We start from the raw sequence: 15,968 nt of genomic DNA, 5'->3' as shown, positions 1-15,968 counted from the left end.
CCGGCGTCGCAGTGCGAGCCGATCGAGTATCCGAAGCCGGACGGCAAGCTGACGTTCGACCGGCTGTCGTCGGTGTTCATCTCGAACACGAACCACGAGGAGAACCAGCCGGCGCACCTGACGCTGAAGGATGCGAGCGTGCCGGTGAACGTGAACCTGCGCACGTACGCGGGGCCGGAGGCGCGGTTCTGCCCGGCGGCGGTGTACGAGTTCATGAAGAACGACGACGGCAGCGATCGGCTGGTGATCAACGCGCAGAACTGCGTGCACTGCAAGACCTGCGACATCAAGGACCCGACGCAGAACATCGTGTGGGTCACGCCGGAAGGCGGCGGCGGGCCGAATTACCCGAACATGTAACGTATCAACGCGCCTGCGTGCGCGAACGAACCGGAGCAGACGATGAGCAATGCAGCGAAAGAAGTCGTGGTGGTGAGCGGTGTCCGTACCGCGATCGGTGATTTCGGCGGCAGCCTGAAGGATTTCTCGCCGACCGACCTCGGTGCGAAGGTCGTGCGCGAAGTGTTGTCGCGCGCGAACGTGCCGGGCGATGCGGTCGGGCATGTCGTGTTCGGCCACGTCGTGAACACGGAACCGAAGGACATGTATCTCGCGCGCGTCGCGGCGATCGACGGCGGCGTCGCGCAGCACGCGCCGGCGCTGACCGTGAACCGCCTGTGCGGCTCGGGCCTGCAGGCGATCGTGTCGGCCGCGCAGACGATCATGCTCGGCGATGCCGACGTCGCGATCGGCGGCGGGGCGGAGAGCATGAGCCGCGCGCCGTACACCGTGCCGGCCGCGCGCTTCGGCCAGCGCATGGGCGACGGCAAGCTCGTCGACATGATGCTCGGCGCGCTGCACGACCCGTTCCAGACGATCCACATGGGCGTGACGGCCGAGAACGTCGCACGCAAGTACGACATCTCGCGCGACGCGCAGGATGCGCTCGCGCTCGAATCGCATCGTCGCGCGGCGCGCGCGATCGCTGAAGGGCGCTTCAAGGATCAGATCCTGCCGATCGCGATCCGCTCGAAGAAGGGCGAGGTGGCGTTCGATACCGACGAGCACGTGCGTCACGACGCGAGCGCGGACGATTTCACGAAGCTGCGCCCGGTGTTCGCGAAGGAGAACGGTACCGTGACGGCCGGCAATGCGTCGGGCATCAACGATGCGGCCGCGGCCGTGCTGATGATGAGCGCGGACGCCGCGCGTGCACAGGGTGTGAAGCCGCTCGCACGTCTGGTTGCCTATGCGCATGCGGGCGTCGATCCGGCCTACATGGGTATCGGCCCGGTGCCGGCCACGCAGAAGGCGCTCGAACGCGCGGGCCTGAAGATTTCCGATCTCGACGTGATCGAGGCGAACGAGGCGTTCGCCGCGCAGGCCTGCGCGGTCACGCAGGAGCTCGGCCTCGATCCCGCGAAGGTCAATCCGAACGGGTCGGGCATCTCGCTCGGCCACCCGATCGGTGCGACCGGTGCGCTGATCACGGTCAAGGCGCTGTATGAGCTGAAGCGCATCGGCGGGCGTTACGCGCTCGTGACGATGTGTATCGGCGGCGGCCAGGGGATTGCTGCGATCTTCGAGAACATCTGATAATCGAACGCTCAGCACCCGAACACACAGGAACTTTCATGGCCATCGAAATCGTCGGCGTCGTGGGCGCCGGAACCATGGGCAACGGCATCGCGCAGACCGCCGCCGTTGCGGGACTCAACGTCGTGATGATCGACGTCAGCGATGCCGCGCTCGACAAGGGCATCGCGACGCTGAAGGGCAGCCTCGAGCGGCTCGTGTCGAAGGACAAGCTCGACGCGGCCACACGTGACGCGGCGCTGGCACGCATCACGACGTCGACCGACTACGCGAAGCTCGCGTCGGCCGATATCGTGATCGAAGCCGCGACCGAGAACGTCGAGCTGAAGGGCCGCATCCTGAAGCAGATCGAGGCCGTCGCGCGGCCGGACGCGATCATCGCGACCAACACGTCGTCGATCTCGATCACCGCGCTCGCGGCGCCGCTCGCCGATCCGTCGCGCTTCGTCGGCATGCACTTCTTCAACCCGGTGCCGCTGATGCCGCTCGTCGAGATCATTCGCGGGCTGCAGACCAGCGAGGCGACCGCGTCGGCCGTGCGTGCGCTCACCGAGCGTTTCGACAAGTCGCCGATCGGCGTGCGCAATTCGCCGGGTTTCGTCGTGAACCGGATCCTCGTGCCGATGATCAACGAGGCGTTCTTCGTGCTGGCCGAGGGCATCGCGTCGGCCGAGGAGATCGACGCGGGGATGAAGCTCGGCGCGAACCACCCGATCGGGCCGCTCGCGCTGGCCGATCTCGTGGGCCTCGACGTGTGCCTCGCGGTGATGGACGTGTTCGTGAAGGACTTCGGCGATCCGAAGTATCGTGCGTGCCCGCTGCTGCGCGAGATGGTGTCGGCAGGGCGGTTGGGGCGCAAGACGGGGCGTGGGGTGTATGACTACGCTTGACGCGTAACGAGGTCGTCGAATCGGATCGCGAGTCGGGCCGGATGGCATGGTTCATCCGGCCCGATTCGCGTTTGCATTTTTCCGTCCGGATCGTCCGTTGCGCGGGCGATCGCTGTGCGTGGGGCATCGGGTCGAAGTCTGCGTTGCCCCATCAAAAGGCCTTCAAGCCGGGCAACACCATGTCACATTGCGCTCGATGTGTTGTTGTCGAATCGCGCGAACCATTAACCGAGTCTACTTCATCCGGTTTGCGCTATCGGGAAGTCGATTTCCTATCCGCAGAAAACGACAGATTGATACGCCGGTTCGAAATCGTTGGTCGGCTTGTCTCGTTCGCGTTCTGACTTTAACGGCTGAAGAACGTCGGGATTGGTTCTTGATGGTGAGATATCAGGCAAGCGCGAATCCGTAGGTTGACGATCGCATTTAAAGATTCCCTCCGACATAAGGCTTGGGTGATCCGATCGCCGTTCCTGGTCGTGAGAGCCTAGAAGCCTTGCCGGACAACGCACATGCGGTCTGATTCGGTGTCGAATCGCTTTGCGAGACCCGAATCGGGATGGCTTGTTTTGTGAAGGCAGGCCATGAGGCGATCGCTGTACTAAATATAGAAATCAAATAATATATTTGAAAGAAAGCCGTAATATGCGCGTGCATGGTCATTTTAATGAATGACAATTGTTGACTGTCTTGCGTATTTGTCTGTGCAACCATCTGCAGAAAATACCAAGCGAGACCAACCATGCGCCGCGTCATGCGCGATATCGAAAAACGGCACGTTCAACGGGGAGCGGCCAGGCAGGCGATTATCTTCAACCATGCTTCGCTGAAAAGCGAAGCGCCGGCGCTTTGGGTCAAGGCGACCGCATGGTTGATGACGGTCGTGATGTATTTCGGTCCGGCTGTCTTGCTCGCCGATCAAACCGCGCACGCGGCGCCGATCGTCGATCCGCGTGCGCCGATTCCGTTTCAGCCGTCCGTCACGCAAACCAGCACGGGCGTGCCCGCGATCAATATTCCCGGCGCCAATGGCAACGGCATCAGCGTCGGGCAATACCAGTCTTTCGACATCGATTCCCGCGGGCTGGTGCTCAATAACAGCACGGTGGCAGGCACGCCGCTGCTCGGCGGTACGCTCGGCGCCAACCCGAACCTGAACGGCCGGCCGGCAACGACCATCATCAACCAGGTCACGTCCAACAACATCGCGACGTTGAACGGGCCGCTCGAGGTGTTCGGTTCACCGGCCGCCGTCATCGTGGCGGCGCCGGGCGGTATTGCCGTGAACGGGATGGCGCTGACGAACGTTCCCGGATTGACGTTGACGACCGGCACGCCGCAGTTTCTCTCCGGCGTCGGCGGCACGGCGACCGATTTTGCACATGCGGGCGCGGTGGCATACGACGTCCGCTCGGGTGCCATCACGATCGACGGACCCGCGGGCACGAACGGCCCGGGCGCCGGCATCGAAGGGACGGTCGGCAATATCGACCTGATCGGTCAGAGCGTCAGCATCAATGCGCCGTTGCGCGCCGATCAGCGCGTGAACGTGGTGACAGGCAACCAGACTGTCACGCCGACTGCCAGCGACGCGAGCGGCATCACGTACGGCACGTCGGCGAATGGTGCGACGAACACCGCTGCCGCGATCGGCAAGGCGATCGCCGTGGACGCCAATCAGTACGGCTCGGTGACGAGCGGTACCGTCTATATCGTGTCGACCGCAGCCGGGATGGGCGTAAACACGCAAGGCCCGTTGTCGGCAACGGCGGGCAATGTAGTCGTCAATGCGAACGGTGACGTGTCGGTCGGTCAAACGTTTGCCAATCAGAACGTCGCACTGACGAGCGCGGGCAACACGACGATCAATGGGACGGGGCTCGCGAACCAGAACTACACGGTGAACGCGAACGGCGATATCAGCGCGCCGGGCTCGGTGTCGGCCGGGCAGAACGTTTCGATGACCGCGGGTGGCAATCTGAACGCCGCGTCTGTCGCCGCAAACGGCGCAGCCAATCTGACGGCCGGACAGTCGATGACGATTGGTGCGCTGACGGCGCACGATATTGCGCTGCAGACCACGAACGGTGATCTGACAGTGGGCGGGCTGAGTGCACCCGGCACTGTGTCGGCGAAGGCCGGACGGGATCTGACCGTAAACGGCGCGGTGCAGGGCGGCAGCACGGTTGCATTGACGGGCGCGCGCAACGCGACCGTCAATGGCCAGGTATCGGGTGTTGGCGATACGACGATCGCGGCGCAAACGGGCTCGGCAACCGTGAACGGCAACGCGCAATCGAATGGCGCGCTGTCAGTGACGGCGGGCCAGGACGCTGCGGTTGGCGGCACGGTACAGGGGCAAGGGCCCGTATCGATTGCGGCACAAAGTGGCTCGATCACAGGTCAAGGCAACGTTGCATCGTCGACCGGGGCGGTCAATCTGAAGGCCGGGCAGGCGATCGCGCTGAACGGCGCGGTGCAGAGCGGCAGCACGATCGATGCGACGGCCGGAACGAACGCGAATTTCGGCGGTACGGTGTCCGCGCCGGGCACCGTCACGATTCAGGCCGGGCAGGACACGACGCTCGGCGGCAACGTCACGAGCGGCGGGAATCTGAACGTAACGTCGGCCGGCAACACGACCGTGCAGGGAACCGCTGCGTCTGTCGGCGACATGGCGCTCGCGGCGATCGGCGGTTCGCTGACGACGACCGGCAACGTGGCGTCGCTCGGGACATTGAATGCGTCGGGCCAACAAGGCGTGAGTCTGGGCGGAACGGTCTACAGTGGCGGCGATGCATCGATCGGATCGAACGCTGGCAGCGTAGCGGTCGCGGGTGCGGTGTCGACGCCGGGCGGCGTGAAGATCAATGCCGGGCAGGACGCGACCGTCGCCGGCACCATTCAGAGCGGTCAGAACACGACGATCGCCGCCGCGCGCGATGCCAACCTGAACGGTGGCCTCGCAGTCAGCAATACGGGTAACGCGACCGTCACGGCAGGCCGCAATCTCAACGGCACGGGCGGGCTCAGCGTCGCGAACGATACGACGCTCGATGCCGGCAACAACATCGCCATCTCGGGCGCGATCCAGACCGGCAACAATTTGAGCGCGACCGCCGGCCAGAACCTGTCGGTGGGCGCAACAACAGCCGTTGGCAGCAGCACGCTGACCGCAACCAACGGCAGTGCAACGCTTGCCGGCGACGCGTTGTCTGGCGGGGCAACGACGGTCTCGGCCGGCACCGACGTGAACGCGCAAGGCAGCATCAAGAGCCTGGGCGATCTGACTGTCAATGCGAAGGCGGGCAATCTGACGGCCGCCGGGCCGGTGTCGACGGCGGGCAATGCGAACCTGAATGCCGGGCAGAGCCTGACGCTCAACGGCCAGACGACCGCATCGAAGAACGCGAACCTCGCGGCGACCAACGTCACGACGCAGGGCGTAGCCGTCGGCGGCAATCTGACCGCAACGGCGACGAATAACCTGGACACGTCGGCAGGCCAGCTCAACCAGCCCTTCAGCGCTACCGCGCCTGCTCTGTCGGTGGGCGGCAACGCGACCCTGTCGGGCGCGAACGTGACGACGGCAAACGCGGTAGTCGGCGGGACGACGCGGATCACTGGTACGCAGAGCGTCACGACAGGCGGCACCGCCGCATTCAAGGGCAATGCGACGTTGGTCGGTGGCACGGTCAATAACGTCGGCACGCAAATGGCGGCCGGCAATCTCAACGTGTCCGGCACGACCGTCTCGAACTCCGGCAGTCTGTCTTCGTTGCAGACGGCGAATGTCACGGCGACGAACCTGAACAACTCGGGAACGATCTACGGGCCGACGGCAAACTTCAACGTGTCGGGCGCGACGACGAATTCGGGCGGGCTGCTCGCGACGAACGCGTTGAACCTGACGACCGGCAGCCTTGGCAATGGGAACGGACTCATTTTCTCGGGCGACGTCAACAATCCGACCGCGGCAATCGGCAATACGACGGTGACGGTCACGGGCGGCAACGGCGCATTTGACAACACCAACGGCAGGATTCTTGCGCAGAACGTCGCGACGCTGAACCTGCCGAACCAGACACTCGATCCGTCGGCGGCGAGTTATGGATCCGTCAACGGAGGGAACGGCCTGAACCTGTCCGCGCAGGCGCTCAACAACTCGGGTACGTGGACGCTGCCGGGAACGGCGGTTTCGGTGTCGGCTGCCCAGGGCATCAGCAACGCGGGAACGATCAATCAGGGAACGGGTTCGCTCACGCTGAATGGCGCAGTCGCCAATACCGGGACGGTCAACGGCAACGACCTGACGATCAATGGCTCGCTCGCGAACCAGGCCGGCGGCACGATTACCGCGAACAACGCGTTCACGCTGAACGGCTCGGGGACGAATGCCGGTACCGTGCAGGCGGCAAATACGCTGACGATCTCGGGAGCGAGTTACGACAACTCGGGCGGCACCACGAAGGCCGGAAACAACAGCAGTCCGGCGGGCAGCGGCAACGCGACGATTCAACTGAGTGGGGATCTCGGCAATGCCGGCGGCACGTTGGCCGCAACGAACGATCTGTCGATCACCGCGAACAACGTTGTCAATTCGGGATCCTCAGGTTCGGGCGCGACTACCACGACGACGAAGACGATCGACAATACGGCGTTGACCATGGCGCTGGGCGTCGGCAACGATACGCTCGACTTCTACTACCTCTATGCCGCTGAAAACGGCTTTTGCTGTCAGCTCGATCAGACGCCGCAAACAGTCTCGCTGGCCGATGCGCTCGCGCCCACCGGATCGACCAGCTCGAAATATCTGCAAACGAGTCAGCCCGTTGCAACGACCGGCACGGTGACCTATGTCCTGGTGCCGACCGTCACGGGCACCAGCAACTCCGGCAACAGCATCGTCCAGAATCTGTGGTTCATCGAGACGCCGCAGAATGCCGGCCTGGCTCTCCAGAAAAAGACCGTGGCGCTTCCGACCGTGACGGAGACGACGACCACGACCGGGGGACAGTCCGGTGCGAATTCCGTGATCGCTGCCGGACACGACCTGAATCTGACCGCGAACAACCTCAACAACCAGGGCGGGACGGTCAGCGCCGGCAATGACGCCAATCTGAACTTGCAGTCGCTGTCGAACGGCGGATCGACATACAGCTCGACCGTCACGGACTCGATCGACCTCGCGTCGATCAACAACTTCCTGTCGCAAGCGCCGTCGACGATTTCCGTCTGGAATTATTACAACGGTGCGAATGCATTTGGCCCGTACAGCACCGGGTACTACATCGACGGCGGCAGCATCAAGCTGAATGCACCGGGAACCGTGACTCCGTTGTCGACTTCGTCGTCGGTGAGCGTCCAGGGTGCAACGGGCCAGATTGTGGCCGGGCACGACCTGAACTTGTCGGGCGGCAATTTGACCAACGCAGGCACGCTTGCGGCGGGCAATAACGTCACGATCCAGACGGCGGGATTCACGAACCAAGGCACGAACGTTGGTTCGCGAACCGTGACGGCAGGTTGCGCGTCGGGCTTCTCGAACGCGGGCTGTACGAACCTTAAGACGACGAATCCGAACTCGGAGACGTACAGCTATCAGCAGACCAACAGCAATGTGACGGCGGGCAACAATCTCGTCATCGCGTCGAACCAGATCGCCAACACGTACGGCAATCTGGTCGCGAAGAACAATGTCGTGCTCGGAGGCACCGGCACGACGTCGACGTCATCGACCCAGGCCGGGAGCGTTGCGAATACGTCCGGTGCGATCGAGGCCGGTAACGACGTCCAGATCAACGCGGCGTCGCTGACGAACACCATCGCGGCACCCGTGCAGGTCCACCAGAACTATGGCAGCGCGACACCGTTCACGGGATGTACGAGCAACTGCGAGGCTTATGTCGACGTACAGTCGGCGAATCCGGCGGTCATTACGGCCAATCACGACGTCGCTCTGACCGCGGGCACGTTCAGCAACACCGGCAGTCTCGTGACGGCGTTGAACAATGTCACGATCAACGCGTCGAATGCGGCCAGTTCGAACAATCAGTACCTGAATGCATACTGGGCGAGCAACCTGACGCATTACACGTCGTCGTATCCGGCCTGGGGTTGCGCCAACAATCCGTCTCTGTGCGCGTCGTTGTACGGCAGCGCGTACAGCAGTGGCGCGGCACAGGATCCGGCCGGGTTGCCGTCGTCGGTGGGGATGTCGGACTTCGTTCCGGCGACGATCCAGGCGGGCAATACGCTGTCGGTGAATTCTCCGACGCTGACCAATACCGGTAATGTGATCGGGCAGACCGTGAGTCTCGCGGGTGCGCAACTCGTCAATGGCCTGAACAATCCGAACGTCTATACACCTCCGCCGGCGGTGTCGGGCCAGGTCGTTTCGCTTGGGCCGCCGTCGGTGCCGTCGAGTGCAGCGACCACCGTGAACAGCGCTGGACGCGTGACGACGCTGGCGGGGCAGCCGACCTCGGTGACGGGCGCAGCGGGCTTGCCGTCGAACACGCCGATCGGTGTGCAGACCGTGGGCAAGCCGGTGGCGCCCGCTATCCCGACAGCAAGGGCTCCGTCGTCGCCGTCCGTGCAGACCATCGCCGGCGCGTCGACAAATGCGACCTATCTGATCAACAACCCGGCATCGCAGGTGATCGGCGCACTGAGCCCGCAGGCGCTGTTGAATGCGCTGCCGGCGAACCTGCAGCCGGGCAGCATGCCCTTCTATTACGACCCGTACACGGAAAATCAGCAGATCGAGCAGGCCGCGTTACAGGCGACCGGCAAGAGCAGCTTCTATAGCACGACGAGCGCAACCGACAGCACGAGCCAGGCATCGATCGAGAATCAGGACAAGGCGGCGCTTTACGGCGCGGCGCTCGAGTATGCGAAGCAGAACAACATCGCGCTCGGCACGCAATTGAGTCAGGCGCAACTTGCGCAGATTAACGCGCCGATGCTTTGGTATGTGCAGGAGACGGTGCCTGAGCCGGGATGTACTGCAACAGGAAACGGCGCGTGTCCGACCGTGCAGGCGCTGATGCCTGAAGTGCTGCTGCCGCAGAACTATGCGACGGTCAACGCGGATGGCGAGATCACGGGGACGAACGTCGCGCTGAATTACGCGAACAGCATCCTCAATACGGGTTCGATCTCGGCGCAGAACCTGACGGTCAATACGGCAAGCCTGACGAACGAACAGCGATCGACAAACATCGGCACGATCTACAACAACGTCGATGGCGGCGTTGCGGTGACGACCGGCACAGTGGTACAGCAAGGCGGCTTCATGTCGGCGATGAACTACGACATGAACGCGCAGGCGATCGATCAGATCGGTGGGGCGCTGCAGCAGCTTAATGCAGACGGCACCGTGAACGCGGGCGCGACGCAGGCGATGCTGGCGAATCTGAAAAGCCAGCTTGGCGGCCAGTTCACGCAGAGCACCGTTGGCAACAACATCAATACGAGCGTCATCTCGGACGGCGGGATGGGGCCGATCATGATCGTGCAGGCGGTGATCAGCGTCGCCGTCTCGGTCGCAGGCCTGCCAGTACTTGGCGCTGCGCTTAGTTCGTTGATGAACCAGGCCGACACTGGTCAGTTTAGCCTCGCGAACCTGGGCAAGGCGGTAGCGGTCGCCTACTTGACACAGGGCATAGATCAGGGGCTCGGGCTGAATGACTTTCAGTCGATCGGCGCGAATCTGGTGTCGTCCGATCCGGCCGTGACTCTGGCGAATCTCGGCAACACCGCGCTGCAGATCGGCGAGCAGAGCGTGGTGAACGCCGGGATCTCGACGGCGATTCAGGGCGGTAGCTTCATGACTGCGCTGAAGAACAATATCGTCACCGACATCGCTGCGGTTGGCGCGAACGCGATCGGCACTGCCGGCCAGAACTCCGACTCGCTACTGGCGAAGGGCTCAATCGGCTACGACCTTGCGCACGCTGCGCTCGGTTGTGCTGGTTCGGCAGCACTTGGCACGGGGTGCGCGGGCGGTGCGCTCGGTGGTGTCGCCAGCGCAGTCGTGTCCCCGTGGGTAATCGGACAGATCGACCCGACCGGTGCTCCGCTCGATGCAGGGCAAGCTGCCGCGGTCGCGGCAATTGCAACTGTCGCGGGTGGTGGGTTGGCTGCCCTTCTTGGTCAGAACGTAACCGGCGGTATCACGTCCGCGCAGAATGAGGCACTGAACAATGCGGTCAGAGATCCGGAAGACATTGCACACGGCAAGGATCTGATTCCGCTAGAGGCCGGTGGTGGAGGAGCGGGAATTGGCGGTCCAGCCGGAGGTGCGGTTGAAGCTGAAGTGCCTGTATCAACAGGGGGCCGGGCTGTTGTTGATCCGGCACCCGTGACTTCGTCGTCGGCAAGCGATGGTGTTGACATGGGCAACACCTCGAGCAGTTGGGACACCACTGGCAATGCGACTCAATCTCAATTTACCAGCAACTATCTATCTGGTTCCGGGGGACGCTGGGGGAATGCTGCGACGCGTCAGCTCAACTACAACGTTAGTCAAAGCCTGATGCAAGATGGATATACAATCACCGGAGGTGGAGGTATGGCATCAGAAGAATATATTCCTGGTTCTGGGCCTGGTACTACTGGTGGAACTTATGTGGACATTACGGCCGTATCGCCTAGTGGGAATACTGTTCGGGTTCAGACCGTCACAACGCAATCAAATGGATTGACACCGACTGCGTCAGAGCAAGCTGCGGCCCAGAGAATTCAGTCCGCATTTCCAGGTGACACTCTGATTTTGATTCCAAAGGGCGCAAGTCAAGCGCAAATTAATCAGGCAATTCAGAACGGACTGCACCGATGAAACGGATATTTTTCTTTGCCACTAAAAATGATATCTTGGCGATAACGGATGCGGTAGAGAAACAACTTTCGCTAAGGTACATCCTTGCGTACCACAACCTTTTTCCTGAATACGATGGACTTGCGCCACGTTGCGACGCCGCTTCGCAGATTCCAACCCTCGGGGTGGCGACTCGCAAGCAAACATCCGGTTGTGAAAGATATGTTGTAACGAATAACTTTACCCACGTTGAACCTGTCGTAAGAGTAGTTTCGGGGAAGGAATATGCAATCTATGAGCCAGGAAATTGCCCAGATTGCATAGAATTTACCGCGGGAGGATTCTGGGGTGAACATGTTCTTATCAACGGTTTGATTCAAACATGGTCAGATAGCGTGCTTTCTCAGCAGCTTATGAGAAAATTTTCGTCGGCGATAAGAAAATCATTTTCAAAGAAGATAGGTGCGTATTGGATTGGGCCGGAGGCCTTTCTGTTTCTGCGGGATGGAGGTCGCCTAACGCTAAATGTTGAAGCGGCATCATCGTTTGATATAAAACTTCCACAATAAGCGTCGATGTGCAGAAGTCAATCAAGTGGTCTGGCCTGATAGAAGTCCTTCCAAGCGTGTGTGCCAAGTAAACTTGCAAATATATTCTTTTGAGAAAAATGAAGTGGGCGATCAATCATCTGCGAATTTTGTCAGTTAATTAGCGGATTCGGTTGCGGTGGCTGGATTGTTGTTTGTTCACCTGAAGGTTTGCCTGTGTCGATTGGCGGTGGCTTGGCATATTCGCCGGGAAATGGAGCCGGAACGGTTATAAGTATTGGAACCCCGGGAGGATCCTATTCGTCGGGAGGTGTCGGATATCCGTGGACTCGATCGGATCGTAGTACCTCACCTCTGCCAGCGGGTTCAATGTGACCCAAAGAGATCAATGTTTGAGATATGTTAGAGGATAGGGTGCGTCTAATCTTTGGGGTTTTTTTATGCGCACTCTACGGGTGTAATGATTCGTCGGATACGAGGGCTGAGGGATATTTTTATCCAATTGTTCTGGAAGCCGCATCGAGTATTGATCATCTGCCAGGTGCGGTGCTGGAGGATCAATCAATCGGTAGCAAATATGGAAGTGCGTGGTCTATAAAGAATTTCTCGATCAATGCCAGCGAAGGTAAAATTGACTCCTATTATGATGGGGAGCTAATTTCGAAGGGTTGGAGACTTTGTGGTGTAAAGCATTCGTGGAATTTTTTTGAAAATAGAGAGTATTGTAAGGGGAAAATAAACTTATCGCTTGAGGTGAGGGGTGAAAAACTGACAGGAGGCGTTCTTGATTTTGATGTGAGCGTTTTTTGGTCGAAGGGGGCTGAAAATAATTGTCAATGATGGATTGAAGATGCTTTGTGATGCAGCGCTCTCCATCGATCTAACAATTGTGTGGATTCAGTCTTCTGGGAGGGATTGGCAGTTTTTGTCTGCAGGTTTGGCGGCGAAATTTGCTTTGCGAGGGGTTGGGGATAACGTGGATATGTTTGGATTAATTCTGAGGTAGATGGACTGCTTCATGAGTATCGATATCAGATTGTATTGTCGAGGAATATCTGTGTTTTGAGCGAAAACGTTGTGCGGGTTGATGCGCGTTCCAATTGTTGGGTGGAGTCGGGCTGCATATTGGCATACGATATTCGGCGGGAAATCTAAAAGATGAAAATTGACACTTCACCGATATTCTGGGCAATGGTTGTATCTGCAATGATATCTGCATGCGCTACACCACCAAGTGTGACGTATGACACGGCAGATATGGGGGCCATCAAGACAATTGCGGTCGCGATTCCGCAACCAACATCGTATTTCGCGGTGAGCCTGAGCGGGCCGATTTTCATCCCCGTTCCCGGTGCGAGCCTAGCCATTTCGGCATTCAGCGGCGCGCTTGCCGGAACGCTTGGTCGTGCGGCGACTCACGGGAACGATGAGTTTAACGACCTCGTCCAGCAGAAAATTGGGGACACCGGACTGAACCGAAAATTTGTCGACGCGCTGGAGGCAGCCCTGCGCGCGCAAGGCTACGCGGTGAAGGAAGTCGAACTCGGGCGGGACGGTGCGCCGGAGCTGACATGGGACAAGAAGAATGGTCCTCTTCTGACAGGGGGGCCGTACCTTGGTGCCGATGCGCTGCTGATTGCCCCGGTGCAGACCGGATATTTATCGAAGCAACTCGGGCACTCCTACGTGCGCTTTGCGAAGACGGAAGTCCGGATATTCAAGGCTGACACGCTGAAGAGCGTCTTTGCAGACGACCTCATTCACAAGACGGAGTCCGCTTTCCAACAGGGCGGCATCCCCTACAGCTACAACTGGTACTCGGCAATCAAGGATGACTTGCCGCACGCTATTCAAGGCGTGAATGAGGCACTGATGGATCTCGTACCGCAGTTCAAGGCCGATCTGTCGGCGAGTCGCGGGGAAGCGCCAACTGCGAGCGCCGCAGGTATCAAGAACACCAATTAACCTCTCCGGGAGGCGGGTCACAACCTGATCCGCGAGTACGCAATGCACACACCGCAGCCGAATATGACGTGTAAACGCGAGTGTTATTTATGGCCCGTTGCCGTGGCGGCTGTGTGGTGCACGTTCGTACCGAGTGTCTACGCTGCCGGCATCGTTCCAGATGGCGGCACGGCCACGACTGTATCTACTGGCGCGAGCGGGAGGCAAACCGTCAACATCGCTCCCACCATCGGTGGGGTTTCGAACAACACCTACTCGTCGTTCAACGTCTCGAAAGCCGGCGCCGACTTGAACAACGTCGGCATCAACGCCCGCACGATCGTCAACCAGGTCACGAGCACGAATCCGTCGCTGATCCAGGGCAACATCAACGTCCTCGGCCCGCGGGCGAACGTGATCCTGGCGAATCCGAACGGCGTCACGGTCGACGGCGGAAGCTTCACGAACACGGGCCACGTCGTGCTGTCGACCGGGCAGGTGAGTTTCAACGATCTCACGCTTGCTCCTGGCGTCACACAACGCAACGTCGTGCTGACGACCAACCGTGGCGGTATCACGATCGGCCCCGGTGGCCTGTCCGGCACACTCGTCAACCTCGACCTGATCGCCAAGCAACTGAGCATCAACGGCCCGGTCACCAACGACTTCACCAGTTCAACGAGCGGCATCCGAGCGATCGTCGGCGACAGCACCGCGACCTACGACACGAGCTTCTCCCCGTCGGACAACGGCCACGACTGGCTGATCGGCATGACGTCTCCCGGCACGCAAAGCAATGCCGTCGCCGTCGACATCACGGCGGCTGGCGGCCTGACGGCCGGCCGCGTCCAGCTGATCGTTACCGACCAGGGTGCAGGCGTCCACAGCCTCGGCAAGATCTATGCGAACGCCGGCGACGTCGTCGTCACGGCAAACGGCGACATCGCACTCGCGGACGGGTCCTTGAAAGCAGAGCGCGACGTCGCGCTCACAACGCCCGGCACCGTGTCGCTGCAGGGGGCACAGGTGACCGCGGCGAACAATGTGAACGTTCAGGCCGGCAATATCGCGCTGTCCGACGACACCACCGGCCCAACGACGCTGAACGCAGGCAACACCGTCAACCTGACGAGTAGCGGTGCGATCACCAACACCGGCAGCCTGATTCAGGCGGGCACCACCGCGAGCGACGGCACCACGACTGGCGGCGACGTGATCCTCAACGCCGCAGGCGACATCACGAACCGCTCGAGCGCGAACAACCTCGCGATCATGTTTGCCGCCAACGGCCAGACGAAGCTGACGGCCGGCGGCAACATCATCAACGACAACGCTCGCATCCTGTCGAACGGGGCAGTGAGCCTCGCTGCGGCCGGCGACGTGCAGAACATCATCGACCATACCGGCGGCACGAACGATGGCCAACCGACCGCTTATTCGGATCGCGGCGGCAGCTTCCTGTTCTTCACGCACACGACGAGCGGTTTCAACGTCGACTACGGCACGGTCAGCAATCCCGATCAGCTCGCCTACATCGCGGCCGTACACGGCCCGGTGACGATTTCAAGCCGCAACTTCACGAATACCGGCGGGATCGTTCAATCGAACGACGGTGACGTGAACATCACCGCGCAGAACGCTTTCACCAACGCCGCGGTTTTCACCGGACAGGCGAGCTATGCACGCAGCTGCTGGATCTTCTGCCACGCCGACGCGTCGAGCAACGTCACGCCGTACGGCGGCACGATCCAGGCGGGCGGCAACATCGGCATCAAGGCGGGCACGGTCGCGCGCAACGTCGGCGGCAACGTCTTCGCGACCGGCGATATCAAGGTCGACGCACCCGTCACCTACGCACAGGGTGTGACCGGTTACTCGGCAATCAACCAGCACCGGGGTTTCAAGGCGTTCTTCGGCAGCACGTGGGCAGAAATCATTGCGATGGACGTCGGTGGCGGTTTTACCTCGAACGGCAGCGTGACGCTGACGGGTGAAGGCGTGATCGACGGCGGCTCGTTCAGCGGTGGAAAGGGTGTCACGGCGGCCGGCGGCATCACGACCGTGCGCGCGCCGTCGCGCACGCCCGTCCAGATCGACCAGCATCTTGGCCTGACGACGTGGTGGTGGCGCTAACGCATGAACTATCGAACAAAAAATCGACTCGGGCTG

8 protein-coding genes are annotated in these 15,968 nt (G+C 60.9%); all 8 read left to right on the top strand.

Annotation, left to right across the window (positions count from 1 at the left end; genetic code table 11):
- The coding region (locus ACTRWB_RS37880; RefSeq protein WP_446904894.1) for a 4Fe-4S dicluster domain-containing protein at positions 1-360 on the top strand (360 nt) is incomplete at its 5' end.
- A gap of 42 nt (positions 361-402) precedes the next feature.
- Entirely contained in the window at positions 403-1,596 is a 1,194-nt protein-coding gene (bktB, locus tag ACTRWB_RS37875; RefSeq protein WP_412025838.1) for a beta-ketothiolase BktB, read from the top strand.
- Positions 1,597-1,634: 38 nt separating this feature from the next.
- Complete coding sequence (locus ACTRWB_RS37870; RefSeq protein ID WP_129517849.1) at positions 1,635-2,486, top strand: 3-hydroxybutyryl-CoA dehydrogenase; 852 nt, start codon at positions 1,635-1,637, stop codon at positions 2,484-2,486.
- Between the two features lie 742 nt (positions 2,487-3,228).
- Entirely contained in the window at positions 3,229-11,328 is an 8,100-nt protein-coding gene (locus tag ACTRWB_RS37865; RefSeq protein ID WP_446904893.1) for a two-partner secretion domain-containing protein, read from the top strand.
- Positions 11,325-11,876 (top strand): hypothetical protein, encoded by a 552-nt coding sequence (locus ACTRWB_RS37860; protein ID WP_446904892.1) that lies wholly within the window; start codon positions 11,325-11,327, stop codon positions 11,874-11,876. The genes ACTRWB_RS37865 and ACTRWB_RS37860 overlap by 4 nt, the downstream gene beginning before the upstream one ends.
- Positions 11,877-12,269: 393 nt before the next feature.
- Entirely contained in the window at positions 12,270-12,695 is a 426-nt protein-coding gene (locus ACTRWB_RS37855) for a hypothetical protein (RefSeq protein WP_446904891.1), read from the top strand.
- Between the two features lie 318 nt (positions 12,696-13,013).
- Positions 13,014-13,820, top strand: coding sequence for a hypothetical protein (locus tag ACTRWB_RS37850; RefSeq protein WP_446904890.1), 807 nt, complete (start codon positions 13,014-13,016; stop codon positions 13,818-13,820).
- A 42-nt stretch (positions 13,821-13,862) separates the two neighbouring features.
- A complete protein-coding gene (locus ACTRWB_RS37845; protein ID WP_446904889.1) occupies positions 13,863-15,932 on the top strand; it encodes a two-partner secretion domain-containing protein in 2,070 nt (689 codons plus the stop codon).
- The last annotated feature ends 36 nt before the right edge of the window (positions 15,933-15,968 follow it).

Source organism: Burkholderia sp. YIM B11467, from assembly GCF_052952715.1.
The sequence above is the reverse complement of the archived record's forward strand: the minus strand, read 5'-3'. Positions and strand labels throughout refer to the sequence as shown.

Coding starts and splice junctions, on each gene's coding strand:
- bktB (WP_412025838.1), top strand. CDS start 403: ATGAGCAATGCAGCGAAAGAAGTCGTGGTGGTGAGCGGTGTCCGTACC.
- ACTRWB_RS37870 (WP_129517849.1), top strand. CDS start 1,635: ATGGCCATCGAAATCGTCGGCGTCGTGGGCGCCGGAACCATGGGCAAC.
- ACTRWB_RS37865 (WP_446904893.1), top strand. CDS start 3,229: ATGCGCCGCGTCATGCGCGATATCGAAAAACGGCACGTTCAACGGGGA.
- ACTRWB_RS37860 (WP_446904892.1), top strand. CDS start 11,325: ATGAAACGGATATTTTTCTTTGCCACTAAAAATGATATCTTGGCGATA.
- ACTRWB_RS37850 (WP_446904890.1), top strand. CDS start 13,014: ATGAAAATTGACACTTCACCGATATTCTGGGCAATGGTTGTATCTGCA.
- ACTRWB_RS37845 (WP_446904889.1), top strand. CDS start 13,863: ATGCACACACCGCAGCCGAATATGACGTGTAAACGCGAGTGTTATTTA.